26 protein-coding genes are annotated in these 25,744 nt (G+C 65.1%); 14 read left to right on the forward strand and 12 right to left on the reverse strand.

The genetic code is table 11. The annotated features are described in order from the left end of the window. Window positions 1-74 precede the first annotated feature (74 nt). From AC1C2Q_RS12600 to AC1C2Q_RS12615, 4 genes are all read right to left on the reverse strand, one after another. Entirely contained in the window at window positions 75-632 is a 558-nt protein-coding gene (locus AC1C2Q_RS12600; protein WP_495450389.1) for a cysteine hydrolase family protein, read from the reverse strand. Then, window positions 629-2,080: a purine-cytosine permease family protein gene (locus AC1C2Q_RS12605; protein WP_495450390.1), complete on the reverse strand. Its 1,452-nt coding sequence runs from the start codon at window positions 2,078-2,080 to the stop codon at window positions 629-631. Before AC1C2Q_RS12605 ends, AC1C2Q_RS12600 begins: the two co-directional genes overlap by 4 nt. Before the next feature lie 153 nt (window positions 2,081-2,233). Next, entirely contained in the window at window positions 2,234-3,511 is a 1,278-nt protein-coding gene (locus AC1C2Q_RS12610; RefSeq protein WP_495431429.1) for a M18 family aminopeptidase, read from the reverse strand. A gap of 64 nt (window positions 3,512-3,575) precedes the next feature. Beyond that, complete coding sequence (locus tag AC1C2Q_RS12615; RefSeq protein ID WP_495431430.1) at window positions 3,576-4,235, reverse strand: response regulator; 660 nt, start codon at window positions 4,233-4,235, stop codon at window positions 3,576-3,578. Window positions 4,236-4,526: 291 nt separating this feature from the next. On the opposite strand from AC1C2Q_RS12615, the gene AC1C2Q_RS12620 reads away from it, so the two are divergent. The 5 genes from AC1C2Q_RS12620 (at window position 4,527) to AC1C2Q_RS12640 (ending at window position 10,008) form a co-directional block, all read left to right on the forward strand. Further along, window positions 4,527-5,606 (forward strand): sensor histidine kinase, encoded by a 1,080-nt coding sequence (locus tag AC1C2Q_RS12620; protein ID WP_495450391.1) that lies wholly within the window; start codon window positions 4,527-4,529, stop codon window positions 5,604-5,606. A gap of 500 nt (window positions 5,607-6,106) precedes the next feature. Further along, the gene (locus AC1C2Q_RS12625; RefSeq protein WP_495450392.1) at window positions 6,107-7,246 is read left to right on the forward strand and encodes a TIGR03364 family FAD-dependent oxidoreductase; all 1,140 of its coding nucleotides are present in this window, start codon (window positions 6,107-6,109) and stop codon (window positions 7,244-7,246) included. Then, window positions 7,243-7,953 (forward strand): HAD family hydrolase, encoded by a 711-nt coding sequence (locus tag AC1C2Q_RS12630; protein ID WP_495450393.1) that lies wholly within the window; start codon window positions 7,243-7,245, stop codon window positions 7,951-7,953. Before AC1C2Q_RS12625 ends, AC1C2Q_RS12630 begins: the two co-directional genes overlap by 4 nt. A 1-nt stretch (window position 7,954) precedes the next feature. Beyond that, window positions 7,955-9,043 (forward strand): alcohol dehydrogenase catalytic domain-containing protein, encoded by a 1,089-nt coding sequence (locus tag AC1C2Q_RS12635; RefSeq protein WP_495450394.1) that lies wholly within the window; start codon window positions 7,955-7,957, stop codon window positions 9,041-9,043. A 38-nt stretch (window positions 9,044-9,081) separates the two neighbouring features. Next, entirely contained in the window at window positions 9,082-10,008 is a 927-nt protein-coding gene (locus AC1C2Q_RS12640) for an EamA family transporter (protein ID WP_495450395.1), read from the forward strand. Here the strand turns inward: AC1C2Q_RS12640 and AC1C2Q_RS12645 are convergent. Further along, the gene (locus tag AC1C2Q_RS12645) at window positions 9,986-10,756 is read right to left on the reverse strand and encodes a YidC/Oxa1 family membrane protein insertase (RefSeq protein WP_495450396.1); all 771 of its coding nucleotides are present in this window, start codon (window positions 10,754-10,756) and stop codon (window positions 9,986-9,988) included. The genes AC1C2Q_RS12640 and AC1C2Q_RS12645 overlap by 23 nt on opposite strands. A 65-nt stretch (window positions 10,757-10,821) precedes the next feature. Next, complete coding sequence (locus AC1C2Q_RS12650; RefSeq protein WP_495431437.1) at window positions 10,822-11,190, reverse strand: DUF6412 domain-containing protein; 369 nt, start codon at window positions 11,188-11,190, stop codon at window positions 10,822-10,824. Between AC1C2Q_RS12650 and AC1C2Q_RS12655 the strand changes: the two genes are divergently transcribed. The 3 genes from AC1C2Q_RS12655 to AC1C2Q_RS12665 all read left to right on the forward strand — a co-directional run bounded on the left by AC1C2Q_RS12655 (window position 11,155) and on the right by AC1C2Q_RS12665 (window position 12,964). Continuing rightward, window positions 11,155-12,189 (forward strand): NAD(P)H-dependent flavin oxidoreductase, encoded by a 1,035-nt coding sequence (locus tag AC1C2Q_RS12655; RefSeq protein WP_495450397.1) that lies wholly within the window; start codon window positions 11,155-11,157, stop codon window positions 12,187-12,189. The genes AC1C2Q_RS12650 and AC1C2Q_RS12655 overlap by 36 nt on opposite strands. Window positions 12,190-12,323: 134 nt before the next feature. Continuing rightward, window positions 12,324-12,581 (forward strand): type II toxin-antitoxin system Phd/YefM family antitoxin, encoded by a 258-nt coding sequence (locus AC1C2Q_RS12660; RefSeq protein ID WP_495450398.1) that lies wholly within the window; start codon window positions 12,324-12,326, stop codon window positions 12,579-12,581. Further along, window positions 12,578-12,964, forward strand: coding sequence for a type II toxin-antitoxin system VapC family toxin (locus tag AC1C2Q_RS12665; RefSeq protein WP_495431440.1), 387 nt, complete (start codon window positions 12,578-12,580; stop codon window positions 12,962-12,964). The genes AC1C2Q_RS12660 and AC1C2Q_RS12665 overlap by 4 nt, the downstream gene beginning before the upstream one ends. Before the next feature lie 19 nt (window positions 12,965-12,983). On the opposite strand, the gene purU is transcribed toward AC1C2Q_RS12665, so the two are convergent. Further along, on the reverse strand, window positions 12,984-13,835 hold the full coding sequence (purU, locus tag AC1C2Q_RS12670; protein WP_495431441.1) for a formyltetrahydrofolate deformylase: 852 nt from the start codon (window positions 13,833-13,835) through the stop codon (window positions 12,984-12,986). 94 nt (window positions 13,836-13,929) lie between these two features. On the opposite strand from purU, the gene AC1C2Q_RS12675 reads away from it, so the two are divergent. From AC1C2Q_RS12675 to AC1C2Q_RS12685, 3 genes are all read left to right on the forward strand, one after another. Next, on the forward strand, window positions 13,930-15,138 hold the full coding sequence (locus AC1C2Q_RS12675; RefSeq protein WP_495450399.1) for a cation:proton antiporter: 1,209 nt from the start codon (window positions 13,930-13,932) through the stop codon (window positions 15,136-15,138). Next, window positions 15,135-15,593, forward strand: a complete 459-nt coding sequence (locus AC1C2Q_RS12680) for a glutaminase (protein ID WP_495450400.1) — start codon at window positions 15,135-15,137, stop codon at window positions 15,591-15,593. The genes AC1C2Q_RS12675 and AC1C2Q_RS12680 overlap by 4 nt, the downstream gene beginning before the upstream one ends. A gap of 97 nt (window positions 15,594-15,690) precedes the next feature. Beyond that, a complete protein-coding gene (locus tag AC1C2Q_RS12685) occupies window positions 15,691-18,231 on the forward strand; it encodes an ATP-dependent Clp protease ATP-binding subunit (RefSeq protein ID WP_495450401.1) in 2,541 nt (846 codons plus the stop codon). A 7-nt stretch (window positions 18,232-18,238) separates the two neighbouring features. On the opposite strand, the gene AC1C2Q_RS12690 is transcribed toward AC1C2Q_RS12685, so the two are convergent. Both AC1C2Q_RS12690 and AC1C2Q_RS12695 read right to left on the reverse strand, forming a co-directional pair. After that, window positions 18,239-18,955 carry a glutamine amidotransferase-related protein gene (locus AC1C2Q_RS12690; protein WP_495450402.1) on the reverse strand — a complete coding sequence of 239 codons (717 nt, stop codon included), beginning with the start codon at window positions 18,953-18,955 and terminating at the stop codon, window positions 18,239-18,241. 19 nt (window positions 18,956-18,974) lie between these two features. Further along, on the reverse strand, window positions 18,975-19,703 hold the full coding sequence (locus AC1C2Q_RS12695; protein ID WP_495450403.1) for a LysR substrate-binding domain-containing protein: 729 nt from the start codon (window positions 19,701-19,703) through the stop codon (window positions 18,975-18,977). 154 nt (window positions 19,704-19,857) lie between these two features. On the opposite strand from AC1C2Q_RS12695, the gene AC1C2Q_RS12700 reads away from it, so the two are divergent. The 3 genes from AC1C2Q_RS12700 to AC1C2Q_RS12710 are packed head-to-tail and all read left to right on the forward strand — an operon-like array spanning window position 19,858 to window position 23,555. Continuing rightward, window positions 19,858-20,814 (forward strand): PhnD/SsuA/transferrin family substrate-binding protein, encoded by a 957-nt coding sequence (locus AC1C2Q_RS12700; protein ID WP_495450404.1) that lies wholly within the window; start codon window positions 19,858-19,860, stop codon window positions 20,812-20,814. A 42-nt stretch (window positions 20,815-20,856) separates the two neighbouring features. Beyond that, entirely contained in the window at window positions 20,857-21,750 is an 894-nt protein-coding gene (gene phnC / locus AC1C2Q_RS12705) for a phosphonate ABC transporter ATP-binding protein (RefSeq protein WP_495450405.1), read from the forward strand. Beyond that, window positions 21,747-23,555 carry a PhnE/PtxC family ABC transporter permease gene (locus AC1C2Q_RS12710; RefSeq protein WP_495450406.1) on the forward strand — a complete coding sequence of 603 codons (1,809 nt, stop codon included), beginning with the start codon at window positions 21,747-21,749 and terminating at the stop codon, window positions 23,553-23,555. The genes phnC and AC1C2Q_RS12710 overlap by 4 nt, the downstream gene beginning before the upstream one ends. A 92-nt stretch (window positions 23,556-23,647) precedes the next feature. Here the strand turns inward: AC1C2Q_RS12710 and AC1C2Q_RS12715 are convergent, their stop codons facing one another. The 3 genes from AC1C2Q_RS12715 to AC1C2Q_RS12725 all read right to left on the reverse strand — a co-directional run bounded on the left by AC1C2Q_RS12715 (window position 23,648) and on the right by AC1C2Q_RS12725 (window position 25,731). Next, window positions 23,648-24,055 carry a DapH/DapD/GlmU-related protein gene (locus AC1C2Q_RS12715; RefSeq protein ID WP_495431450.1) on the reverse strand — a complete coding sequence of 136 codons (408 nt, stop codon included), beginning with the start codon at window positions 24,053-24,055 and terminating at the stop codon, window positions 23,648-23,650. Window positions 24,056-24,134: 79 nt separating this feature from the next. Further along, window positions 24,135-24,908: a DNA-formamidopyrimidine glycosylase family protein gene (locus tag AC1C2Q_RS12720; protein WP_495431451.1), complete on the reverse strand. Its 774-nt coding sequence runs from the start codon at window positions 24,906-24,908 to the stop codon at window positions 24,135-24,137. A gap of 52 nt (window positions 24,909-24,960) precedes the next feature. Further along, a complete protein-coding gene (locus AC1C2Q_RS12725) occupies window positions 24,961-25,731 on the reverse strand; it encodes an EI24 domain-containing protein (RefSeq protein WP_495450407.1) in 771 nt (256 codons plus the stop codon). Window positions 25,732-25,744: the final 13 nt, after the last annotated feature.

A 25,744-nucleotide genomic window follows, 5' to 3' on the forward strand; every position in this document is an offset into this window, starting at 1 on the left:
GTCAGGTGTCGCTCAGTGAAAGTCATTGCCAGTTACGTGCTGGCACTGACGATAGCAAAGCGCTGGACACCTGTTCAGGGGCCTTCCGCGAGCACCTCTGCTGTGCTATTGACGGTGATCTGCGGTGGGTAGAGCCCCATCACTTGGATCGCGGCCGCGTGATTCTCGGCGCTTGATCCGGCGCAGGCATCGGCGGCGATGGTGATGTGGGCTCCGGCATCCGCTGCGACAAGCGCGGTCGAGATCACGCAGCAGTCGGTCGAGACTCCGGCGAGAACGACGTGTGCACCTCGTCCCACGATTTCCTCGATCTCGATTCCCCACTTGCCGAACGTGGGCAGGTCGAGTGTCGGATGCGGGCTGAGATCACGGGCTTCGGGAACCAGATCGAACAGCGGATCTGTGGGTGGCTGATCAGCAAACGGCCAGGCCTCGAAATACGCGCCCCATGCTGTGGATCGGTCTGCAGTCGGCATCCATCTGGTGACGATGACGCGCTCGCCGAAGGCATCGGCCAGTGCGCGGATATGAGGCATCGCGTCGGCGAAGAGCGGCGAGCCCCAGGCGGAATCGGGCGAAGCGAAGATCACCTGCGGATCGATGACGACGAGCCAGGACTCGCTGGCGGTCATGCTTCTTCCTGCCGCCGAATTTTTCCCGCGCGAGCGAAGTACGTCACCACGAACGACAGCACCAGCGCGAAGAAAACGCCGAGGTTCGCGTAGGCCCAGTCGCCGTCCTTGCCGCCGACGATGAACAGCAGGTAGCCCTGCCAGTTGTTCCAGGCGGCCTCCGCGGCGAAGTTGTTGATGACCAGGCCCCAGCCGATGACGCTGGTGACGACCATGGTGATGATCGAGGTCCAGTCCCACGCGCCGTAGCGACCCTTTGCGTCGAACAGAGCATCCTCGTCGTAGTCCTTCTTGCGGCGAAGAATGTCGGCGATCAGGATGCCGGCCCACGAGGCGAGCGGCACACCGAGCGTGATGAGGAAGCTCTGGAACGGACCGAGGAAGTCGGTCGCGAAGAACACCACGAAAATCGTGCCGATGGTGAGGATCACGCCGTCGATTGCGGCCGCCGACGGGCGGGGGATGCGGATGCCAAGGCTGAGAAGTGTGAGGCCGGACGAGTAGATGCCGAGCACCGCACCGGACACGAGCGCGAGCACGGCCGTCAGCAGGAAGGGGATGAGCACCCAGATCGGCAGAATTGTGGCGAGCGCGCCGACAGGGTCGCCGGCGATCGCGTTCAGTAGATCCTCGTCGGATGCGCCAAGCAGGAGACCGAAGATGACGAGGATGATCGGTGCGATGGAGCCGCCGATGGTGTTCCAGGCGACGATCGCGCCATCCGAGGCGGTGCGCTTCTGGTAGCGCGACCAGTCGGCGGCGATGTTGATCCAGCCGAGGCCGAAACCGGTCATCACCATCACGAGCGCGCCGATGGTCTGGGCGAGGCTGCCGCTGGGGAGGGCCATGACAGCCGCGAAGTCGATGTGGGAGAAGGCGAGGATCACGTAGAGGATCGTGACGGCGCCGGTGATCCAGGTGAGCACCGACTGCATTTTCATGATCGTGTGATACCCGAGAACGGATGCCGCGACGATGAGCGCCGCGACGATGATCGTGGCGGTGATCTTCAGTGCGATGCTCTCGCCATCTCCGCCAAGCTGCGTGATGACGGTAGCTGTGGCGAGCACCGCCAAGATCGCGAGGAATGTCTCCCAGCCGATCGAGGTCAGCCACGACACGATGCCAGGCACCTTCTGTCCGTGCACGCCGAACGCCGCACGGGAGAGCACCATCGTCGGCGCTGAGCCGCGCTTGCCGGCGATCGCGATGAGCCCGCACAGCAGGAACGACACCACGATGCCGATGACGGACACGATCGTCGCCTGCCAGAACGAGATGCCGAAGCCCAGCACGAACGAGCCATACGACATGCCGAACACCGACACGTTCGCCGCGAACCACGGCCAGAACAGGTCGCGGGGCTTCGCCGTTCGCTCAGATTCGGGGATGACTTCGATGCCGGCGCGCTCGATCAGGCCGGGCCCAGCTGCGATCTTCTCGGACATGCCCCCATATTGGCACTGGATCCGGCGCCGATGGGCCACATGCTGGCGACACTTGCACGACGGCCCGACATCTGCACGACGAGATCGCCGAATCGTTCGTGCAGATGTCGGATGCTCGTGCAGGTGTCGCGGAACTCGCGTCGGTACCCGAACTCAGGCCGAAAAGAACGCGTCGGCGACGCGCGTCAGCGCATAGAGGTCAGAGACCCCGGCGAGCTCGCGTGCCGAGTGCATCGAGAGGATCGGGATGCCGACATCCACCGTTCGGATGCCGAGACGGGTCGCCGTGATCGGGCCGATCGTCGAACCGCACGGCACCGCGTTGTTCGAGACGAACTCCTGCGAGGCCACCCCTGCCGTCTCACACCACTGTGCCCAGGCGGCGGCGCCGATGGCATCCGTCGCGTAGCGCTGGTTGGCGTTGACCTTCAGGATCGGCCCAGAGCCGAGCAGCGGCTGGACGATCGGGTCGTGCTTGTGCGCGTAGTTGGGGTGAACGGAGTGACCGACATCGCTGGAGAGGTGCCAAGACGCCGCGAACGCCCGGCGCTGTTCGGATGCATCCGCACCGAGCCCGGCATATACGCGCACAAGGATGTCTTCCAAGAATGGGCCCGCCGCTCCGGAGCGGGATGACGATCCCAGCTCTTCATGGTCGAAAGCCGCAAGGACGGCGATGCGGTCGCCCACCCCGCCACTGGCGAGTGCGACGACTCCCGCGTGCACGGATGCCAGGTCATCGAGGCGCCCGCTCGCGAAGAACGCATTGTCCTTGCCGAAGACCGCACCGCGTGCGGAGTCGGCCACGACCGCGTCGAACCCACGGATGTCCGCAGCGGAAACCCCGGCCGAGGCCGCGAGTTCGCCGAGCAGATCCTCCGCGGTCGGGTCGCCGAGGCCCCACACCGGTTGGGTGTGGAACTGCTTGTCGAGCGTCAGTCCGCTGTTCGCCTCGCGGTCTAGGTGCACGGCGAGCTGCGGCAGTCGAAGCAGAGCGCCGGTGTCGGCGAGTACGACGCGCCCATCGGCCAGAGCGAGGCGTCCGGCGAGGCGGAGCTCCCGGTCGAGCCACGAGTTCAGCAGCGGCCCTCCATATACCTCGACGCCGGCTTGCAGCCAGCCGCGCGAGCCCGTGGTCGGCTTCGGCTTGAGCTTGAAACCGGGGGAGTCGGTGTGTGCGCCAAAGATCTGCGCGGGAGTCGTGACCGCCGCATCCGCGGGCACAGTCCATGCGATCACGGCGCCGTCACGCACGACGACGAAACGGCCGCCGGCCGGTGTCGGCCACGCGTCCTCCTCGTTCAGCCGCACGAATCCGACCTCTTCCAGGCGCCGCGCAACCTCAACAGCTGCGTGATAGCTGGAGGGGGACGCTGCGACGAAATCGGCAAGATCCTCGGCGTGAGCGAGGGCGGGGGAAGTGACGGGCATGCTTCGATCGTAATCGGGCGGCCCGGTTATCGCGGGCATGCGGGCCCGAGCCTCGCCGCGGGGATCAGCGGAAAGTCACGAGTCCTGCGTGCGCGGCCGCGACGAGGATCTGCACTCGGTCGCGCACCTGCCATTTCGACATGATGCGCCCGAGGTGAGCCTTGACGGTGCCTTCAGACACGATGAGCGTACGTGCGATCTCGGCATTCGACATGCCGTCGGCCAGACGGTGCAGCACCTCTGTCTCACGTTCGGTGAGCGGCTCAAGGCCGCCTGAAGGTGTGCCGCCCGCAGGTTCGGTGTCGCGCACGTGCTTGATGAGCATGGACGCGATCCGGGGTGAGAGGGAACTTGCGCCCTGGTGGACTTCTCGTACTCCGGAGACGATGTCCTCGGCGCTGGAGTCTTTGAGCAGATATCCGGACGCGCCGGCGCTCAGCATCGGAAGGACCGTGTCTCGACCGTCGAGCGTGGTCACAGCGAGGATGCGCACGTTCGGCCAGCGTCTGGCTATCGCCGCGGTCGCCTCTATGCCGTTCATCTCCGGCATCTGCACGTCCATCATGACGATGTCGGGGCGTTGCTGTTCCACTGAGGCGATCGCCTCGATGCCGTTCTCGGCCTCGCCGATGACCTGGATGTCCGGGGCGCGGGAGACGAAGTGTGAGAGCGCAGCGCGAACCAGGGGATCGTCATCGACGATGAGAACGCGAATTTCCGGCATGGGGGAAGCCTAACTGCGGCTGGAGGCCCGGCCTGGTGGCATGTAGACCTTTGGCTAGCAAAGACTGCTCGCAGGTCAGATGTGCCCGCTGCGAGCTAGAGAGAAGATGAATTCAGACATTCGACGTACGACTAGATCAAGGCGGTGAATACTATGACTTTTTGGGAACAGCTTGGACGAGCTCTTGGCATCTACCGCTAGAACCCCTGGCGAATAGGATAAGGGACTATGGCTTTGGACCTGTCGTCCCGAGATGGACCCGACGTTCTCCGGTTGACACGGGGCGAGAAATTGAGCGCTCTCGAACGCATCGCCCTGCTGGTGATCATCGGTGGCCTCATCGCTGTCGACATCTTCGGCATCTTCTTCTCTTCTGACGTTAATCTCCTCACCTCCCTTCTCAGCATCGCGACCACAGCGGCCTTTGCGCTTTACCTCTGGTTGCCCTGGGTAGCCACCGCTTCACTCGGATTCCTGTTTGCCGTGTCATTCATCACGGAATCCGAGTTCCTTGTGATCCTTGCTGCCTCAGTTGCGGCCGGACTGGTCATGAGACTGGGGCGAACCGCACTGATTCTGTCGTACGCCGCCCTCTTCCTCCTAGCGACCGCGATCATCACTTATAGCGACCGCGGCGTCACAGTGAATGTCGGCATCTACCTCATCCTTGCGGCAGTGGCGGGAGCAGTCGGCTTTGCTCTCCGGATGGCATCGGCGCGTGGTCGCCGCTTGGAGCAGCAACTCGCGATCCAGGCGCAGCAGGAGCATGAAGCCGTGCTCGCCGAACGGCGATGGATAGCGGGTGAACTGCATGACAGCATCGCGCACCAACTCACCGTGGTGGCACTGCACGTCCAGATGCTCGACGATGCAGAGGCGAGCAAGAACTCACAGGAGGCGATCCGGCTTGCCGCGAAGAAGGCGATGACCGATCTGCGCTTCGTGATCGAGCTCGCCGACGATGGACCGCGTTCGCCCGGTGGGCAGACGGATGGACTCGCCGCAGCCATCGAAGAAGCCCGTCATGAGTTCGAGGACGCAGGGTATTCGGTGGTCTTCGAAGGAGACCCTCGCGACGATCGCATCTCTCGAGCGGGCGATCTCATTCTCGCCAGAATCGTGCGCGAATCCGCGACGAACGTCCTCAAGTATGCCGGTAATGGGGAAGTACGAATCGGGCTGGAAATTGACGGTGAATCTGTGCTGCTCACGATCCGCAGCCCACTTCCGGTGGCGCCGCGGCGAGACCTGTCCTCCAGCCGCACCGGCCTCAACAGAATGGCTGAGCGGGTGCTCGGGGCGAGCGGCGAGTTCAGCGCCGGCGCAGTCGATGATCGGTGGACGGTGTCGGCTCGGCTGCCCACAGTGTGAGTGATGTCGGCAGCACCCGACTAGCGCAGAGTATTGGACGAAGGTCTAATACTATTTCGACCTTCGTCTCTTCTTCCCGCAGCCGTGCCTCGGTACCGTGAGGAGCACCCCAGAATAAAGCGTCCCCAGCGCTGCGATCGCGGGCGCGAGCGCGGTATTCGGCTTTTGAATCCCCTTGCGCTCGCGATCGCACTGGTTCGGCTCTCCCCACGAGGATGCTCTCGCGCTCCATGCCGTGTTGGGGGATGCGCGTCCTTGCGTCCACCGACGCCATCGTGGGCCGACGCCATCGGTGTCGACGTAATCACGCTGCGGCCCGATAGAAGCCGCTGTAGAAATCGCCCGCGGCCTGGCCTGTTTGACTCGTGTTCACCCGAGCGAAGGTCGGGTTAACGCAAGGCAAACACTTCCCGGATCGGCGCAGTGGCCGCTCTGCCGAGTGTCACAGTTGTCACGGAACAGTTCGTCTGCATCGAAAGGCCGCCGTGAAGATCCATTCCATGTCGGCAGACACCGCAGACCTTGTCGTAGTCGGCTCGGGCATCGTCGGCCTCGGCGCGGCCTACGCCGGAATCCGACGAGGCCTCAGCGTCATCGTCATCGATCGCACCGAGGCGCCGGTCGGTGCCACAATCCGCAACTTCGGTCACGTCTGCATCGGCGCTCAGAGCGGTCTTGCCCGCGAGTTCGCCGACACCTCACGCGAATTGTGGCTGAAGCTCGCGAAGGATGCCGACTTCTGGCTGCGCGAATCCGGAACCCTCATCGCCGCGCGCCACGACGACGAACTTGCCGTGCTCGAGCGGGCATCAGCTGATGGCGACGTGCGGATGCTCTCGCAGAGCGAGTTGCTGAGCCGCGCGCCGCTGCGCCAGGATGCAGTACTGGGCGGCGCGCTGCTCGAACCCGACCTGCAGACGAACCCGCGTGAAGCCGCGGGAGCAATCGTCCGGCATCTGGTAACCCTCGGAGTCGAGTTCCGGTTCCGCACGGCTGTGACAACGGTGGCCCCGGGCCGGGTCGAGACGACCCGTGGCTCCATCGACGCTGGTCTCGTCGTTGTTGCGGTGAATCACGACATCGATCAGCTACTGCCTGATCTCGCCGAGCGAGCCGGCGTCATCCGCTGCACGCTCGACATGATGCGGGTCACAGCAGACCTACCGCGCACGCTCGATGCTCCCTTGCTGACCGCGTGGTCGTTGCTGCGCTACGGACGTTTCACTGCGTTCTCCGAGACCACGGCACTGCGCGAGCGACTGCATGCAGCGCGCCCCGATCTTGCCGCACTCGATCTGAATCAGATGTACACCCAGCTGCCGGACGGTTCGCTCATCTTTGGCGACTCGCACGCCAGGGCAATTCAGCCGGAGCCTTTTCAGCCGGAGGCAGCGTTCGCCGCTTTCCTCGACGAGGCTCGCGTGCTCTTCGACGTCGATGGATTCCGCGTGCTCGAGCGCTGGCAGGGCGTGTACGCGTCCGGACCGAGCGAGTTCCTCATCGAGGAGCCAGAACCGGGCTTGCACGTGATCGCCGCGACGACGGGGATCGGCATGACAACGGGTCTGGGGCTCGCCGAGCGCACGCTTCAGACCGCATACGACCGGGCGTTGCAGCCCGCACAGGGAGGAACCCCATGACCAACATCGAACTCATCGTTCTCGATATGGCAGGAACGACCGTCCGCGATGACGGCGTCGTCGAGCAGGCGTTCCAGCGTGCCGCTGAACGCACCGGCGTTGCCGATCGGATGCCGTGGGATGACGCTCTTCGCTACGTCCGCGAAACCATGGGCATGTCGAAGATCGACGTCTTCACGCACCTGGCAGGTGGCGACATCTCCGCCGCGACTGCGGCCACCGCCGCGTTCGAGGGTGCCTACTCCGAGATCATCGCTGAGCAGGGCGTGGCAGAGATTGCTGGCGCCGCTGACGCTATCTCGAACCTGCGTGATGCCGGGCTCAAGGTCGCGCTCACCACTGGGTTCGCCCCGGTGACTCGTGACGCGCTGCTTGATGGACTGGGCTGGCATGGCCTGGTTGACCTGGCGCTGTCGCCGGTAGATGCCGGTCGTGGGCGCCCAGCGCCCGACCTGGTACTCACCGCGCTGCTGCGCACCGGCACCTCCTCGGTTGAGGCCGTCGCTGTTGCTGGCGACACGAGCAGCGATGTGCAGTCCGGTCTCAGGGCAGGCGCAGGTTTCATCGCCGGGGTGCTCACCGGCGCACATGATCGCGCGACGCTGATGGATGCCGGTGCGGATGCCGTGCTCGATGACGTCACAGGTCTGCAGGCGGCGCTGGAAGAGCGCGATCTGCTCGGTGTTTCACTCGCACAGGCCACCTGACATGCGTGTTCTTCTGCCGCACGAGGAGCGGCACGACGTCGCGCTGAGACCCGCTGCAACGGCCATGGTCTGGCTCGGCGTGGGTCAGCCGCACGAGACCGTCGCCGTTCCTGGCGTCGCCCTCGGCCGCGGAGACGTGCTCGTGGCCATCGAGCTCTCGACGGTGTGCGGTTCTGATGTGCACACCGTTCAGGGGCATCGCTCGGCGCCGGCGCCGCTGGTGCTGGGACATGAGAGTGTCGGCCGGGTGATCGCAGTCGGAGAAGACGGCGTGATGGCAGCGGATGCCAGCGCTCTGCGCATCGGCGACCGTGTGGTGTGGTCCGTTACCGTGTCATGCGGCACGTGCGATCGCTGCGCCGTGGGTTTCACCCAGAAATGTCGGACGCTGGCGAAGTACGGACACGAGCGTATTGAGCCGCGGTGGGAGCTCACCGGCGGGTTCGCCAGCCACGCTCACCTGCGCACGGGCACCACGATCGTTCGCGTGCCGGAAGCTCTGCCGGCCGCAATCCTTGCACCCGCGTCGTGCGCTACTGCCACGGCGTGGGCTGCAGTCGCCCGCGGAGCCGCCGGACGCGGCCTTGAGGGCGTGCGCGTGCTCGTCTATGGTGCAGGTCTTGTCGGGTTGTCTGCAGTGGCGATCGCCGCGGATGCCGGCGCAGAGGTCACCGTCGTCGACCCGTCTGCTGCTCGACGGACCTTCGCCGAGCGGTTCGGAGGGGTGGGGGCGGTAGCGGCGACCGGGCCGGCAGACATCGTGATCGAGGCATCCGGCCACGCCGTCGCCGACGCGATCGCCGCTGCCGACATCGGCGGCACTGTCGTGCTCGTCGGCAGTGTGTTCCCGGCCGATCCGGTTCCACTCGATGCCGAAAGCATCGTGCGGCGACTGGTGACGGTGACGGGAGTGCACAACTACACGGCGACAGATTTGTCCGCGTCGGTCGGCTTCCTTGCTGGCCGAGGTCGCGCCTATCCTTTCAGCGAGGTCGTCGGTGCGGTGTATCCGCTCAGCGATGTGGATGCGGCGCTCGCAGCGGCGTCCGCGCCAGGGGCGCCGCTGCGCGTGGCACTGAATCCTCGCTGAACCCACGTCGCGCAACTTTCACGCTGCAGACTGGAAGCATGACCTCGTCTGCACCCTCGCGTCCCGTTATCGGTGCCGCCATGGTGTTCGCCTCGTGTATCTCGCTCTCGTTCGGCGCGGCGGTGGCGGTGCAACTGTTCCCCACGCTCGGTGCATGGGGTGTGACGGCGTTGCGACTGAGCATCGCTGCGATCGTAATGATCGTGGCGGTGCGCCCTGCGGTGCGGCGCTGGGAACGACGGCAGTGGCGCGCCGCAATCATCTTCGGCATCGCCTTGGGCGGCATGAACGGTGCGTTCTACGCGGCGATCGAGCGCATTCCACTCGGACCCGCGGTCGCGATCGAGTTTCTCGGACCGCTCGTACTGTCGGCGTTGCTGACCAGGCGTTTGGTCGACACCGGCTGGCTGGTGCTCGCGGTCGCAGGCATCGCGCTGCTCGGGATCGACGGGATGCTCGGCGAAGCCCCGCTTGACATGATCGGGGTGGGTTTCGCGCTGATCGCTGCGGCGTTCTGGGCGTTCTATATCCGTGCCACAGCCCATGCGGGCGCGATCATCCCCGGTCGAGGTGCGCTCGCCATCGGCTTCGTCGTCGCCTCGGTGCTGATGCTGCCTTTCGGCATCCCTGCGGCGATTATCGTGTCCGCCGACCCCATGCTCCTGGTTCTCGTGTTGCTCACCTCCCTGCTGGGCTCGATCATCCCGTACACCTTGGAGCTGTCGGCGCTCAGGCGGATGCCGCAGCGCGTCTTCGGCATCCTGCTCAGTCTTGAGCCGGCGACGGCGACGCTTGCCGGCTGGCTCGTGCTTGGTCAGCATGCGAGTGGATTGCGTGTGCTGGCGATCGTGTTCGTGGTCACCGCTAGTGTCGGGGTCAGTTTGGTTGGCACCCGAAGACGGCGAGATGATCCGACTCTGGGCGACCCGGGTGATCCGCCGCTCAGCGAGCCGGCGACACCGTGACCGGCGCCGTGTCAGTCAGTGGGTAGCGCCGCCGCAGGATCATCCGCTGAACGAGCGTCCAGGTCACAGTGATCGTGAGATAGAGCCCCGCAGCCAGCGGTACGAACACCGCGAACACGGCGGTCATGTAGTGCAGCACGCTCATCATGCGCAGCATCCCTGGTGAGGACATTGGAGAGTCGTCGACGGCCACCGGCCGGAACACGCGGCGTGTGATCTCGGCAACCACGATCATGATCGCGATCAACGCGCCGGAGACGAGGAGCGTCGACAGCGAGAACGGGCCGGTGAATACCATCGAGACCAGGCTCGTGCCGAGCGTCGCGCCAAACAGGTCGTGCGTCAACAGCTCGTTCGGGTGGCCGGAGATATCGGTGCGCAGGAACAGCGTGTAGAGGATGCCTACGACTGGCGCTTGCAGCAGCACGGGCAGACAGCCGGCGAACGGCGAGGTGTTCTCGTCTTTGTAGAGCTGCATCGTCTCGCGCTGCAGGCGCTCTGGGTTCTTCTTGTGCCGTTTCTGCAGTTCGCGCAGCTTCGGCGCCAGCCGCGCTCTGGTCTGTTCGGCCTTGGCCTGGGAGATTCCCACCGGGATGAGGATGGCGCGCACGAGCAGGGTAACGAGGATGACGGCTGCCGCAGCGGACGCCGTTGCGGTAAAGGGCTCGAGCAGGTTTGCGAGTCCGGTGAGGGCGCCGTACGCGGCGTCGAGGATCGCCGCGATGGGCCCGAAGGCATAGATGTCCAAAAGAGTGTCCGTTCGAAGTGTCGGGAAGGTCGGCCTGATGCCGTGTTCCCGACTCGTTCGGACGGTTACACGGCGGAGGCGACTCCCGGGGCCCGCGGACGCGGGTGGCCCGCAGCATCCGGATCGCTCTGAGACAGTAGGACGGACAGATCTATGGCGCGCAGCGGATGCGGCGATGAACCCTGACCCGGCTGCACGATGCCGAACGTGTAGGCGACGACGAGCGTCACGACTGCGAGCAGCGCGACGGACAGGGTCAGCGCAGCAAGATCGAGCGAGGCGAGATCGGGCATGTTGATCAGCCCGAGCGCAGACAGCATGAGCCGCATGAGCTGCTCGAATGTGTCCACCATGTCATAGACAGTATCAGCGGCCGGCTGAGGCGTAGCCTCGAGAGCATGAGCGATCTGCGTGAGCTTCTCGGCATCCGTCATCCAATTCTCCTCGGTGCTTTCGGCGGCCTCTCGTCCGTCGCGTTGACGGCTGCGGTGAGTGATGCCGGCGGTCTGGGAGCCTATGGACTGTATGGATACGACGGTGCGCGGATTCGCTCGACGGTAACCGCGCTGCGCGAGGCTACTTCCCTGCCATTCGCGTTGAACATCTGGCTGCCGACCGGCGATGAGGTCGAGCCCGGCGCGCAGCACACCGTGTTCGCTCAGGCGTTGGAGCCGTTCTACGAGGCGGTGGGGGTTGAGGTCCCCTCGCGCCCGGAGCGCTATATGCCGTCGCTTGAGGAACAGTTGGATGCGATCTGGGATGCCGCACCTGCCGTGCTCAGCGTCGTGTACGGGGTTCCGTCGGCTGAGGTTGTCGAGGAGGCACATCGCCGCGGCATCCAGGTCATCGGCACCGCCACGACGGTGGCCGAAGCGGTCGCTCTCGAGGCGGGCGGCGTCGATGTCGTGATCGCCAGCGGCGCCGAGGCGGCCGGGCACCGCGTGTCTTTCCTGCGTGCGCCCGAGGAGTCCCTCGTCGGCACGTTCGCGCTTGTGCCGCAGGTCGTGGATGCCGTCCGGGTCCCCGTGATCGCGGCCGGAGGCATTGCCGACCGGCGCGGTGTGGCCGCGGCGCGTGCGCTCGGGGCATCCGGTGTTCAGGTGGGCACTGCGTTCCTGGCGACGCGCGAGTCTGCGGCGAACGATGCCCACCGCGCAGCGATCCGGCAGACGGCGGCCGATGAGAGCGTGCTCACCAAGGCGATGAGCGGACGCCTGGCGCGCGGCGGCCGCAACCGCGCCGTGCGGGCGATCGAGGCGAGCGGAACGATTGCGCCGTTCCCGATGCAAAACTGGCTCACGGGGCGCTTTCGCGTCGCCGCGGGGGAGCAGAACCTCGGCGAGCTGCAGTCCCTGTGGCTCGGGCAGGCGGCGCCGCTGGCGCGCTGGGATGCCGCGGACGAGGTGTTCGCCGAGTTGGTGGCAGGGCTATAAGGCGCGCCACCCCCTGCCGAAATCAGGAACTCCTCCCGAGATCAGGACGAACCTGCAGAAAACTCCTGATCTGGGGACATGTTCCTGATTCGGGCATCCTTCAATCTGGCTAGGAACCTGGCTATAATGGCTAGATGGTTCAGCACAATGTTCTCGATGCGAGGAACAATTTGTCGCGGTTGATCGCCGAGTCGCAATCCGGCGAGGACGTGGTGATCACGAAGCGAGGCGCTCCGGTGGCGCGACTCGTTCCGATCGGTCCGGTCGATCTGATCATGAACGGCGCGGCATTGGTCGAATGGATCGAGGCCAACCCGGTGCCTTCGCGACTCTTGCGAACCAGCGGCGAACTGGATGCCCAGATCGCTGAAGCGAGGGATGCCTGGGAATGATCTACCTGGATTCCTGCATCCTGATCTATGCGCTGGAAGACCACGGTTCCCGAGGGGATGCTGTGCGCGCAGCGCTGCGCGAATTGGAAACGCCTGTCGGATCGAGCGATCTCGCACTTCACGAATGCCTGGTCGTGCCGTTGCGGGAGAAGAACGTCGAACTCAAAGATCGCTATCTTGCGATGTTCGAGCGGCTCGAGCGCGTCCCTCTCGACGCTGCGGCATTCATTCGAGCCGCAGAAGTGCGTGCTGACTTCGGGCTGAAGACGCCGGATGCGCTGCATCTCGCCGCGGCCCAGCTGAGTGGCTGCGATGCGCTCTGGACCAACGACAAGCGACTCGCTGCGGCATCCCGTGGGCTCGCAGTCGACGTCGTGAACTGAGACCCGCCCTAGATCCGCCCTAGAGGATGACGGTCGACTTCCCGTGCACGATCACGCGGTCCTCTGCGTGCCACTGCACTGCGCGAGCGAGCACCAGACGTTCGACATCGGCGCCGCGGCTCTGCAGGTCAGCAGCAGAATCGGAGTGCGTTGCGCGTGTGACGTCCTGCTCGATGATCGGACCCTCGTCGAGGTCGGCCGTCGCATAGTGCGCGGTTGCGCCGATCAGCTTCACGCCGCGATCCTTGGCGCGGGCGTACGGGTTTGCACCGATGAAGGCTGGCAGGAACGAGTGGTGGATGTTGATCACCGGCGCTCCGACCTTCTCGATGAAGTCGTCGGTGAGGATCTGCATGTAGCGGGCGAGAACGACGAGGTCGACGTTGCCCTGCAGAAGCTCGAGCTGACGCTGCTCCATGGCGACCTTGTCGCCAGACGGGATGTGCACGAACGGTACACCGAAAGTGCGCACGGATTCGGCGAGATCGGCGTGGTTCGATACGACCATCGTGATGTCGATGTCGAGCTGGCCGCGCTGCGTGCGCCACAACAGTTCCATCAGGCAGTGGTCATACTTTGAGACGAAGATCGCGACCCGCTTGCGGAGCGAGGTGTCGTGCAGTGACCACTCCATGCGGAATCGCTCGGCGACCGTGCTGAGTGAAGCTTCCAGTGCCGGGCGCGCAGCGGAGAGACCGGGAAGGTGGATCACTGTGCGCTGGAAGAAGCGTCCGTCTTCGGCATCCGTCGAGTGCTGATCGAGTGAAATGATGTTCGCGCCGTGCTCGGCCAGGACATTGGCGACGGCGGCGACGATTCCGGGCTGGTCATCGCAGGCGATGAGCAGACGTGCGGTATCGGTCTGGGACATGGATGCTCCTTGTAAAGGTCTGTGTCGATTCTGCCCCGTTCGCCGGAGGGTGGCGAATCGAGCGGCCCGGCTGTGGTGTCGATACTCTGAGCGAATGAATGCGAGCGAGCTAGGGCTAGTGCTGGTACCACTGCTGGCGGTCGCTGCGCCCTTGCTGGCCCGCGGCATCCGCCCGGTGTTGCGCGTGCCCATCATCGTGTTCGAGCTCGTCCTTGGCATCCTGGTCGGTCCCGCCGTGCTCGGCTGGGTGGAACCGGGCGTCGTGCTCGACAAACTCAGCGACTTCGGACTCGCGGTGCTGTTCTTCGTGGCGGGCACCGAGATCGACTTCCGCGCTGTCGCCGGTCGACCGCTGGTACGCGCCTCTCTCGGATGGCTGCTCAGCCTGGTGCTCGGCATCGGAGTCGGATTCCTGATTGCGCCGGACGAAGGAATGGTCGTGATCGGCATTGCGCTCAGCTCGACGGCCCTGGGCACGCTCATGCCGATTCTTCGCGACGCACGGGAGCTCGGCACGCCCTTCGGGAAGGTCATCACCGCGATCGGCGCGGTGGGGGAGTTTCTGCCGCTGATTGCGATCTCGATCTTCCTCAGCACACGCACGGCTCCGATCGCGACCGCGATCCTGCTGACATTCGTGGTCCTCGCCGCTCTCGTGGTGTTCATCGCCCATCGCGCACCGCACGGGCGTCTGCACCAGCTCGTCAGGGCCACGTTGCACACCTCTGATCAGTTCGGCGTGCGGTTCGTGCTGATGCTCATCGCCTTGCTGGTGGGGCTCAGCGTCTTTCTCGATCTCGATATGTTGCTCGGCGCGTTTGTCGCAGGGGCGGTCTGGCGCATCATCATGGCGCGGGCGCCGAAGCTGGACGCCGAAGCGATCGAGAGCAAGGTTGAGGCGATCGCATTCGGTTTCCTCGTGCCGATTTTCTTCCTGTACACCGGCGTCACCTTCGATCTCGCATCTCTCACCGCGTCACCTCTCGCCCTCGCCTTGGTGCCGCTGTTCTTGATTGCCCTGCTCGTGATTCGTGGCAGTGCCGCGCAGCTCTCGGCACCCGTGGGCGCCGACGTCAAGGAGCGCACATCGATCGCCCTGATGGCGGCTACCGGCCTGCCGATTATCGTGGCTGTGACCGCGATCGGCGTGAACGAGAAGATCCTGGACTCGGCGATCGCTGCAGCACTGGTCGGTGCGGGGATGCTGTCGGTGTTGATCTATCCGTTGATCGCGATGACACTTCGAGGGGATCGCGAACGACTGGATGCTGTCGAGCACGACCGGCCGCAGGGAGAGCTGTGACCGCTTCTAAGCTCCTGGTGGCCGCACGTACGGCACTGGTCGGCGTGCCCAAGGAAGGCCTCGGCGAGGAACGTTCATCGCGATGGCGTGGTGATCGAATCGTGCGGATCGGGGAGGCCTGGCACATCGGTGTGCTCCTGCTCACCGATGACGATGTGCTGGCCACGGCCGAGGTGCTGCGCGCCGCAGACCCAGGGCGCCGCGGCTACACGGCAGAGTCGGCGCGCGAGCGCGCCGCGCGCCGACATATGGCGCTACGCGGTGGCTTCGCCGAGGGCGAAGTCGCGCACATCGGATGGTCGGTCATCGATGTGGATACCGTGGATGCCGGCGGCTCTTCCGGCCCGCTCGCAACGGTGGACGGTGTGCCGCAGGTGCGCTGGTCGAACACCGGCGCGTACATGCCGCTGGATGCGTATCTTCGCGAGCGGATCGCCCTTATCCGCGATCTTTGAGAGCCCCCAAGAATGGCTTTTTGAGAACCTCCAGGAATACTCGGGCTCCGAATGCGTTGAAGTTGAGCGAAGTACACTCAACTTTCAGGAGGATGCAATGCCCAACGACTTCAGCGATGCCGGCGCGAACTCGTTCGATGAGTTCCTCGCGCGCTACCTTGCGGGCGATCGAGCCCGTCAGACCCGTTCGATCGACCTCAGCCGATTCCTCACCGCGCGCACGCAGCAGATCCTGCAGAGCGCCGGCCGTTTCGCGCTGGAGCGCGGACAGACCGAGCTTGATGCCCTGCACGTTCTGCGGAAGATTGTCGAGGATGACGCCGTCACCCAGGCGATCGAACGCATCGGTGTGACCCCGCAACAGATCATCGAGTCTGTCGAGACCCGACTGCCGCTGCCCGCTGAACGCGCTGCAGCGGAGGCCGCGACGATCACACCGAGTGCAAGTCGCGCGCTCTTCCACGCGTATCAGGTGGCACGCTCGTCCGGTGCGACGTACATCGAACCTGTGCACCTCTTCTTCGCGCTCGTGCTGGGCCAGGATGTGCCAGCAGGTCAGGTGCTCGCACAGGTCGGCGTGACGGCAGATGCCCTCACCGAGTCTGCACGTGAGCACGTGACCGCGCCCGTCGGCGGCGACACGGACGACACCGAGACCGGAGCATCCGCTTCGCCCATGCTCGACAAATACGGTATCGATCTGACTGCCCGCGCCCGCGCCGGCGAGCTCGATCCGGTGATCGGCCGCGCCGAAGAGGTCGAACAGACCATCGAGATCCTCAGCCGGCGCACGAAGAACAACCCCGTGCTGATCGGCGAGGCTGGCGTCGGCAAGACGGCGATCGTCGACGGAATCGCGCAGGCGATCGTTGACGGCACTGTTCCCGCGCAACTCGAGGGGCGTCGCGTGATCACGCTCGACCTCCCAGGCATGCTCGCTGGCACCCGCTACCGAGGCGACTTCGAAGAGCGTCTGACCAAGACCATGGATGAGATCGCCGCGCACAAAGACACCGTGATCGTGTTCATCGACGAGGTGCACACCGTCGTCGGAGCAGGTGGATCCGGCGAGGGTGGCATGGACGCGGGCAACATCCTCAAGCCGCGTCTCGCTCGCGGAGACCTGCACATGATCGGCGCGACGACGCTCAAGGAGTACCGCCAGATCGAGAAGGACCCGGCGTTGGAGCGTCGCTTCCAGCCAGTGAAGGTGGACGAGCCCGGTATCGAAGACGCTGTACGCATTCTCGATGGGCTGAAGGACGCCTACCAGGATCACCACCGGGTGACCTATACGGATGCCGCGATGCGCGCCGCCGTCACCATGAGTGCCCGCTACCTTCCAGACCGGGTTCTGCCGGACAAGGCGATCGACCTGATCGACCAGGCCGGCGCCCGACTGCGCCTGAAGCTGGGCCTCCCCGTCGACACCTCAGCGCTCGTGACCGAGCTCGCCGATCTCGAGGTGCGCAAGAACGACGCCGTCGCCACCGAGCACTACGAGGAGGCGTTGCAACTGCGCGATGAGATCGCCCTGACCCAGTCCCAGATCGATATGGCCGCTGCGGGAGCATCGGCTGCTGCTGAGACGATCGTCGACGAGCGTGAGATCGCCGAGGTGATCGCGCGGGCGACCGGCATTCCGGTCAGCCGTCTGACAGAGGGCGAGCGAGAGCGCCTCGCCGACCTTGAGAGCGAGCTTCACGCGCGGGTGATCGGACAGGATGACGCGGTCGCGGCTGTTGCGCGCGCCGTGCGGCGCAACCGCACTGGCATGGGTGACGCGCGGCGTCCCGTCGGATCGTTCCTGTTCCTCGGTCCGACCGGCGTCGGCAAGACCGAGCTGGCGAAGGCACTCGCCGATCGGCTGTTCGACGATGAGTCTGCGGTGATCCGGTTCGACATGAGCGAGTTCGGCGAGCGGCACACCGTGTCGCGGCTCGTCGGTGCTCCTCCCGGATACGTCGGCTACGACGAAGCAGGGCAGCTCACCGAGCGGGTGCGGCGCAACCCGTATTCGATCGTGCTGTTCGACGAGATCGAGAAGGCACACCCTGACGTGTTCAACCTGCTGCTGCAGGTGCTCGACGACGGACGCCTCACTGATGGGCAGGGTCGCACGGTCGATTTCCGCAACACGGTGATCGTGATGACCTCGAACATCGGGTCGGAGTTCCTCGCGTCGCGCTCCGGTGCGCTCGGATTCGTCTCTTCGCAGGATGCCGCAGCAAACGGCTTCGCGTCGATGAAGGATCTGCGTGATCGCGTCATGGGCAAACTTCGTGAGGCGATGCGGCCCGAGTTCCTCAACCGCATCGACGAGATCGTGCTGTTCCAGAAGCTGACTCAAGATGAGCTGGCCCCCATTGTGCATCTGCTGTTGGGGGCGACCTCAGCTCGTCTCGCCGAGCGCGACATGCGCCTCGACGTGACGGATGCTGCCGTGACATGGCTCGGCGAGCACGGCTACGAGCCAGAGTTCGGTGCTCGTCCGCTGCGCCGGCTGATCCAGCGCGAGGTCGATGACCGCATCGCCGATCTGCTGGTCAGCGGTGCCCTCGATGATGGTGGCGTAGTACGACTGGACGCAGACGAGAACGGTCTCATCGTGAAGGTGGCCGTGCTCCAGGCGGCGTAAGCCAGCGCTACCCGAAAGTCAGCGCGAACCTGCGCAACAGATCCTCGCCGCCCACACCCTGGGCGGCGAGGATTTCTGCTTCCACGGCGTCGAACTCGGCAGCGTCGAAGTATCCGTTGTTGCGGTAGAACGTCATCCGGTCGGCGAAATCCTGCGGGCTGGGTTCGGGGTGAAACTGCGTCGCATACAGCCGTTCACCTACGCGGTACGCCTGCACAGGGCAGTCCTCGTTTGTCGCGAGCAGCGTGGCGCCGGGTGGCACGGCCACCGCACTCTCCTTGTGCGCTGTGAAGACATTCAATGTCGGCGCACTCGGACCGAAGACCGGATCGGATGCCGCGGCATCGGTCGTGCTGATCGCAGTAGCTCTGGTGGATTCGGGGTGGGCCAGCGTCAGCGCGCCGCCGAGCATCCGCGTGACGATGCCGATGCCGAAGCAGGTGAACAAGGTGGCGGTCTCTCCGGCGAGCGAGCGCGCGGCGATGCGCGCGAGATCGGCCTCGACCCGCTCCTGCAACGGTGTCTTCGCGGCATCCGTCACATTGAATGGCGATCCGCCGATGACGATTCCGTCGTGCCGGGCGAGCACTTCATCGGTGAGGGGATCCGCGAGGAGGTCGAGCTGATCAAGATCAGCGACACCGAGCCCACGTTGGAATGATGCGTGCTCGGCCTCGGCGGCGCCGCGCTCAGGACGCACGCAGACGTAGAGAAGCGAGGCCATGCAGATAACCTACCGTCGCTCAGCGTGAGGAGTTCGCGGTGCGTCCGCGGACGATCCCGACGAAGGTCTCGACGTCTTCTGTCGTGCGATCGCGCGGCCACGCGATGGCCACGGTGGAACTCGGCCCTCCGCGAAGCGGGCGGTAGTCGGCATCCTTGCGCTGGTGCATGCGGGCGAGTGACATCGGCACGATCACAATGCCGGTGCCGGATGCTGCCGTGGCGATTGCCTCTCCGGTGGTGTCGAGAGGGGCGAAGTTCGGGGTCAGGATGCCGGGAATATCCAAGGGCCCGAGCACATCATCGAGCGGCGTGATCAGTACTTCTCCGGCTAGATCGGAAGGATCGAGTTCATCCGCCACCAGCAGATGGGACTCGATGGATGCCACGACCACCGGCATCTCGTCATAGAGCGCGATCAGGTGCAGGCTCTCGTCGAGGAGAGGCAGGCGAACGAGGGCGGCATCCAACTCGTCGATGGATTCGCGCTGGGTCGCCCTGTCGATGGGTGTGAGTTCCAGAGTGACGTGTGGCATCCGCCGGTTCCACGTGTCGATCCATTTGCCCGGTGTCGCCCCTGGAACGGCGCCGAGGCGGAAGACGCGCGGCTCCGGTGCAGGTGCCGGTTCGGGCCTCGGTGCCGGCGCGGGCTTCTTCGCAGTCTTTGCCGGTTTCGTCTGCTGGTACTTCTTCGCTCCGACAGGCCCACCCATCGATGCGCGTTGTCGAGATTTACCGGAATGTGCCATGGATTCAGGGTACTCGCGCTTCGGGAATTCACTTTTCGTTCACGGAGGCGTCAGGAGTTCGCCCCGCATACGTCGTCGGCTCGGTCTTAGCTCTCTTCGTCGGCTGTCCCGCCGATCAGATACCTGCACCAGCACCTTCGAAAGGTTCCTCCTAATGCAGTCACCAGTCAAGCGCGGTCTCGCGATCGCCGCCGGCCTCACCCTCGCCTTCGGGCTCGCAGCCTGCGCCGCAGAGCCTGCAGACTCCGCGACCGATGGAGACACCGGTAGCACTGACGCCGCGACGACGGAAGGCACGTTCGCCTCCGGCAGCGCGGACAAGCTTGTCTTCGCCGTTCTCCCCGACCACGAGGGTGCCGACCAGGACGCCCAGCCCATCGCGGACTGGATCGCCGAGATCACCGGCAAGGAGGTCGAGCTCTTCCAGGCGACCGACTACACCGCAGTGGTGCAGGGCCTCGCCGCTGACCAGATCGACATCGCGCAGATCTCGGCGTTCACCTACTACCAGGCACAGAACGCCGGCGCAGAGATCGAGCCCATCGGCGCGCAGATCACCCAGGAGGGCGCAGAGCCCGGCTACTTCTCGGTTGCAGTGAAGAACCCCGCATCTGACGCGACCTCGCTCGAGGACTTCGCCGACCAGCCGGTCTGCTTCGTCAACCCGACTTCCACCTCCGGCTTCGCCGTGCCCATGGGCGGCCTGCTGGGTGCCGGCGTCACCGTCGCAGAGGACAACCGTCTCTTCGGCGAGGAGCATGACCTCAACGCGAAGAAGGTCGCCGAGGGTGTTGACTGCCAGGTCGGCTTCGCCCAGGACATCGACGCTGACCCGCTGATCGAGTCCGGCGAGCTCGTCGAGGTCGAGCGCGTACAGGTGCCGGCCGCTCCGATCGTTCTCCAGGCGGCACTGCCGCAGGACGTCAAGGACCAGCTCTTCGAGGCACTCGCCGACAGCACCCAGTCCTCGCTGACTGACGCTGGCGTTGAGCTCAACGAGTTCCTGACCGATGGCTGGTTCGGCTTCGGTGCCGTCGATGACGAGTACTACGACCTCATCCGCACGCTGTGCGACGAGATCGCAGACGAGGTCGAGGCCTGCCAGGTCTGATCCTCGTCCACCTCACGCACGGAAAATTCAGGAGCATTTGAAATGACGACCAGCGACACCCCCGCCGTCCAGATCACGGATTTGGGAAAGACATACCCCGGAGCCGCGCAGCCGGCACTTTCGGGGGTGTCGCTGGCCGTCAATCCTGGAGAGATCGTGGTGCTGCTCGGGCTCTCCGGCTCAGGAAAGTCGACGCTGCTGCGCCACGTCAATGGGCTGGAAACTCCCACAGCGGGATCGGTTGTCTCCCTGGGGGAGGCAGTTCCACAGCTGCGCGGGCCTGCGCTTCGCGCGCTGCGCGGCCGTATCGGATTCATCTTTCAGCAGTTCGAGCTCGTCGGCGCACTGAGCGTGTTGGAGAACGTGCTGACCGGCGGGCTCTCGTCGTTGCGCGGCCCTCGCGTCGGCATCTTGACGTACCCGCGCACGATGCGCGAAAAAGCGCTCGGTCATCTCGAGCGGGTCGGGCTTCTTGACCTCGCCTACCAGCGCGCAGACACCCTCTCCGGCGGTCAGCAGCAGCGCGTCGCGATCGCCCGCGCGCTGATGCAGGACCCCGAGATTCTGCTCGCCGACGAACCTGTCGCCTCCCTCGACCCCGAGTCGAGCGGCCAGGTCATGGCACTTATTCGAGAGATCGCGGCCGAACGTTCGCTGACCGTCCTCTGCTCGCTCCACCAGGTCGACCTCGCGCTGAGCTGGGGCGACCGCATCATCGGACTGCGCGGCGGCACGGTAGTGCTCGATACTCGTACAGACGACCTCACACGCGAAGAAGTCATGGAGATCTACGGCAGGGTTGCCACCACCACGAGCGAGATGGATGCGCTGGAAAACGAGCTCGCCGAAGCGCGTGAGCAGATCCGAATTCGGGAAGAGCAGCGGGCCGCCCGCGAGCGTCTCGCCGAGGACTTCGCTAACGAGGAACCTGCATGACCGCGCTTGCTCCCCGCATAACGCTGGTACAGCGCCCGGCTCCTCGGCTCTCGACGATCGTCTCCTACGGCACGATCATCGCGATTCTCGGTATCGGCGTGTGGTCTTTCGTCGCGCTCGACTACAGCATCAAGAGCATGGAGATCACCAGGGGCAACATCAATCGCTTCCTTGCGATGGCCACACCCATGCAGTGGCCGGGTTGGGACGTCACCGGTGAGCGCCAGTCAGACGGCACGACCGTCTTCACGACCACCTGGGTCGGGTTCGAGCCGATCTGGCAGATGTTCCTCACGATCGTCATTACTCTCGCCCTGGTCATCGCGGGTACCGCGCTCGCCGCGGTGCTTTCGATCCCGGTCGCATATGGTGCCGCACGCAACACCACGCCCCACATCGCTGTTCTGGCACTGTGCCGCGGCGTGGGCGTCATTGCGCGCGCGATTCCGGACGTCGTGTTCGTCGTCATCTTCGCGTTTCTCTGGTTCAACTCAGGGACGCTCCCCGCGATCATCGCGATCGGACTCCATTCGGTCGGAATGATCTCGAAGATGTTCGCCGACGCGATCGAGCAAGTCGACGAGGGCCCGCGGCTCGCAATCCGCTCTGCCGGCGGATCGAAGTCGCAGGAGTTCTGGTCAGGAGTCGTGCCGCAGGTGCTGCCGGCATGGGTGGCCGTGACGCTGCACCGCGCCGACATCAACCTGCGTGGAACCGTGATCCTCGGCGTTGTCGGTGTCATCGGCATCGGCTATGAGCTCGATGGCGCTCTGCACGGTGGGCCCGCAGGCATGCGTCGCGTCATCCCCATCGTGGTCATCATCATTGCGCTGTGTGTGGTCTTCGAGATTGTCTCGTCGCTGCTGCGCACGCGTCTGCTGGGCGTTCGTCCGACGGGCAAGGGCATTGGCGACACGGTAGCCCGCGCCGTCTCTCGCAGGGGCTCCGGCGACGTCCGATCGGCGACGGCCATCGAAGCCAAGACGCAGGACCGCAACGCTCGGATCGAAGCGGCGATGCATCGCCCCTGGAATCGCGAGCGGGTCGGCAACACCATGTGGGTGTGGATCGGGATCCTGGTCGTCGTCGGGGCTTTCGTCTATGCGGCGCCCGACGTGTCGAAGATGTTCACCCCTGCATGGGACGAGATCGTGAACCCGGAGCGCGACCGTGCCATCTGGCCGCCGCACTTCGGCAGCAAGAGCTGGGCGGACGTGCTCGCCGCCGTCATGACGACGATTCAGATCGCGTTCGCAGCGACCCTGATGGCCACGATCATCTCGGCTGTCGTCGGCCCGCTGTCTGCACGTAACGTCGCGCCGAACAGCTGGGTGCGCAACATATTCCGCGGCATCACGCTTTTCATCCGCGCGATCCCCGACCTCGTCGTCGCGATCCTGTTCATCATTGCCGCTGGCATCGGTCCTCAGGCCGGTGCGCTCGCGCTCGGAATCGGCGGCGTCGGTCTGCTCGCGAAGCTGATCGGCGACTCGATGGAGGAAGTGCCGAACGGCCCGGAGCGTGCGCTTGCGGCTGCCGGAGGGACGCGGGCTCAGGTGTTCTTTGCATCCACTGTTCCGATGTCTGTGCCTGCGCTGGTGAGTCACCTGATGTACTTGCTCGAGCAGAACATCCGGTCCGCGACGCTGCTCGGCATCGTCGGTGCCGGCGGTATCGGTTTCCTTCTGATGAACGCTCTGCAGGGGCGTCATTTCGACGAGGTGCTCGCGTATGTCCTCGTCATCATCGGAATGGTTGTGGTCGTCGAGAGCGCCTCGATCTTGATTCGCCGCGCGCTCAAGTAGCCCGAGAATACAAAACCACGCCGAGACGCATTGCTGTCGTCTCGGCGTGGTCTTGTTAGTTGGTGGGTCGTTGTTGGTTGGGTGGCGCCGTGTCAGGCGGCCAGCCAGAGGCCCTTGAAGTCGGTGGTGATGCGGAGCCCGGCGGCGACGATCTCGTCATCACCGATGCGTGCGCCGCGAGCGATGAGTGCGCCTGCACCGATCTCGGTGCGGACGCCGATATGTGCGCCGTCGCCGACGGCTGCACCCTGACCGATGTGCGCGTGCGCGTCAATGTACGCGTTTTCGCCGATCGTGGCATCCGGTTCGATCCATGCGCCGCGTGCGAGTATTGCTCCCGCGCCGATGCGCGCACCAGGTTCGACATAGGCGCCGGTTTCTACGACAGCCTTTGGATGCACCTTCGCGCCGTGCGCTACTAGGCCGCGACCATTGACGTGCTTGCGGTAACGCAACGTCGTACCCTGGTCGTTCTCGATGTCGATGTAGTTCTTACCCAAGATTCCTCCGTTCCCGGACACCTCCGGATATATGAACAACCGCGGGAAGGCCCGTTTCATTCCCGAATCGGGATGCTGCTCAGCTCTGACACGACGGGCACCAGAAGGTGATGCGTTCTCGGGTGGGATCTGCACCCTGTTCACCGCGCCGGATCCGTGCGCCACACCGGCGGCACGCGCGGTTCACGCGCCCGTACACCCAGGTGTTCTGACCGGGGCGTGCGAGGCCGGTGAAGGTACGTTCCGGTCGATCGCGGTTGGCGCGGATCGTGCGTGCGCCGAGATCGACGAGCGCTGGCGTGTCGACCTCGGCGGCGGGCGTCGTCGGCAGGATTCCGCGCAGGAAGAGGAGTTCGGCGGCATACACGTTGCCGAAGCCGGCGACATTGCGCTGGTCGAGCAGGGCGACATGGATGCTGCGCGAATCGGCGCTCACGCGACGGGCAGCTTCCGCGGCATCCCAATCCTCGGAGAGGGGATCGGGGCCCAGATAGTCGACCAGGCGGCCTTCGTCGCGAGTAGGAAGGAGTTCGATCTCGGCGATGTCGACGCCGACGGCGTCACGCTCTGCGATTCCGACGATCGCGCGGACTTTGAATGCCGGATGCCGCCACTTCTCGCCCTGGCGATAGAGGTGCCAGGCGCCGTCCATGCGCAGATGAGAATGAAGAGTGTGATCGCCGATGCGCAGCAGCAGATGTTTGCCGCGGGGAGCGCAGCCAAGAATGGTGGCGCCGGTCAGATCGGCGATTGCGAACTCGGGGACGCGCAGATCGAATCGGGTGACCTCGTGCCCCGCGAGCGCGTCATGAAGGCGTCGCGCGGTGCGATAGACGGTGTCGCCCTCAGGCATGGGTGGTCGTCGTCTCAGGCATAGCTGGTCGTCTCAGGCATAGGTGGTCGTCTCACGCATGGGGAGACGGGCCGGACGCTACTGCTTCTGCGGCGGCCCGCTCGGTGAGTGCTCGCGCGAGGATGGTCGACCCAGCGACCGCCGCAGGCATCGTCACGATCGCGCCGAGGGGGATCAGGAAGCACAGCTGGGTTGCGACGCCGAAGCCGATGACCCTGGCGCGTCCGGCGCCGAGCAATTCGGAGCGGGTATAGGTCGTGATTCCTCGGGCGTCGAAGGCGCGACTGGTGAGTTCCCTGGCGAGGAGGCGGCCGGAGAGGACAACGCCGGTGACTGATGCGAGCACACCGCCGACGAGCGGGAAGAACCCGATCACGAGGATGAGCAGCGCCACCAGGATGCCGAGCACTACCAGCCGAATGCCCTCGCCGATGGTGGTCCAGAACCCGGTCTTTCCGGTGGGTTCATCACCGCCGAGCGACCGCTCGACGCCGCGCCAGATGCGTTGGTAGAACGGGTCGCCGATCGTGAGGGTGAGGGCGGTGAACACTGCGCCGGCGAGTGCGAGCGCCGCGATGAAGATGACGATGCCGAGCCCGACGCGCAGTGTTTCACGCCAGGGGCTGACCCAGCCGTCGGCAAAGGGCGTCGCCCAGTCGGTGATCGGTCCGAGGGTGAACCCCAGTGGAACGAGTGCAGCCAGCAGCACGGCCCACGCGATGAATGCGGGGATGAGCCCCAGCAGCATGAGCTTGGTGTGGGTCTTCCACATCTGGAAGCCCTTCAACAGGGTGCCGACGCCGATCCCGAACTCACGCAACATGGCTACAGCGTAT

This window comes from Microbacterium sp. Y356 (assembly GCF_059445355.1).

What these genes read in the sequence shown, in the direction of transcription:
- AC1C2Q_RS12600 (WP_495450389.1), bottom strand. Translation starts at nt 632, where the DNA reads ATGACCGCCAGCGAGTCCTGGCTCGTCGTCATCGATCCGCAGGTGATC.
- AC1C2Q_RS12605 (WP_495450390.1), bottom strand. Translation starts at nt 2,080, where the DNA reads ATGTCCGAGAAGATCGCAGCTGGGCCCGGCCTGATCGAGCGCGCCGGC.
- AC1C2Q_RS12610 (WP_495431429.1), bottom strand. Translation starts at nt 3,511, where the DNA reads ATGCCCGTCACTTCCCCCGCCCTCGCTCACGCCGAGGATCTTGCCGAT.
- AC1C2Q_RS12615 (WP_495431430.1), bottom strand. Translation starts at nt 4,235, where the DNA reads ATGCCGGAAATTCGCGTTCTCATCGTCGATGACGATCCCCTGGTTCGC.
- AC1C2Q_RS12625 (WP_495450392.1), top strand. Translation starts at nt 6,107, where the DNA reads ATGTCGGCAGACACCGCAGACCTTGTCGTAGTCGGCTCGGGCATCGTC.
- AC1C2Q_RS12630 (WP_495450393.1), top strand. Translation starts at nt 7,243, where the DNA reads ATGACCAACATCGAACTCATCGTTCTCGATATGGCAGGAACGACCGTC.
- AC1C2Q_RS12635 (WP_495450394.1), top strand. Translation starts at nt 7,955, where the DNA reads ATGCGTGTTCTTCTGCCGCACGAGGAGCGGCACGACGTCGCGCTGAGA.
- AC1C2Q_RS12640 (WP_495450395.1), top strand. Translation starts at nt 9,082, where the DNA reads ATGACCTCGTCTGCACCCTCGCGTCCCGTTATCGGTGCCGCCATGGTG.
- AC1C2Q_RS12655 (WP_495450397.1), top strand. Translation starts at nt 11,155, where the DNA reads ATGAGCGATCTGCGTGAGCTTCTCGGCATCCGTCATCCAATTCTCCTC.
- AC1C2Q_RS12650 (WP_495431437.1), bottom strand. Translation starts at nt 11,190, where the DNA reads ATGACGGATGCCGAGAAGCTCACGCAGATCGCTCATGCTCTCGAGGCT.
- AC1C2Q_RS12660 (WP_495450398.1), top strand. Translation starts at nt 12,324, where the DNA reads ATGGTTCAGCACAATGTTCTCGATGCGAGGAACAATTTGTCGCGGTTG.
- AC1C2Q_RS12665 (WP_495431440.1), top strand. Translation starts at nt 12,578, where the DNA reads ATGATCTACCTGGATTCCTGCATCCTGATCTATGCGCTGGAAGACCAC.
- purU (WP_495431441.1), bottom strand. Translation starts at nt 13,835, where the DNA reads ATGTCCCAGACCGATACCGCACGTCTGCTCATCGCCTGCGATGACCAG.
- AC1C2Q_RS12675 (WP_495450399.1), top strand. Translation starts at nt 13,930, where the DNA reads ATGAATGCGAGCGAGCTAGGGCTAGTGCTGGTACCACTGCTGGCGGTC.
- AC1C2Q_RS12685 (WP_495450401.1), top strand. Translation starts at nt 15,691, where the DNA reads ATGCCCAACGACTTCAGCGATGCCGGCGCGAACTCGTTCGATGAGTTC.
- AC1C2Q_RS12690 (WP_495450402.1), bottom strand. Translation starts at nt 18,955, where the DNA reads ATGGCCTCGCTTCTCTACGTCTGCGTGCGTCCTGAGCGCGGCGCCGCC.
- AC1C2Q_RS12695 (WP_495450403.1), bottom strand. Translation starts at nt 19,703, where the DNA reads ATGGCACATTCCGGTAAATCTCGACAACGCGCATCGATGGGTGGGCCT.
- AC1C2Q_RS12700 (WP_495450404.1), top strand. Translation starts at nt 19,858, where the DNA reads ATGCAGTCACCAGTCAAGCGCGGTCTCGCGATCGCCGCCGGCCTCACC.
- phnC (WP_495450405.1), top strand. Translation starts at nt 20,857, where the DNA reads ATGACGACCAGCGACACCCCCGCCGTCCAGATCACGGATTTGGGAAAG.
- AC1C2Q_RS12710 (WP_495450406.1), top strand. Translation starts at nt 21,747, where the DNA reads ATGACCGCGCTTGCTCCCCGCATAACGCTGGTACAGCGCCCGGCTCCT.
- AC1C2Q_RS12720 (WP_495431451.1), bottom strand. Translation starts at nt 24,908, where the DNA reads ATGCCTGAGGGCGACACCGTCTATCGCACCGCGCGACGCCTTCATGAC.
- AC1C2Q_RS12725 (WP_495450407.1), bottom strand. Translation starts at nt 25,731, where the DNA reads ATGTTGCGTGAGTTCGGGATCGGCGTCGGCACCCTGTTGAAGGGCTTC.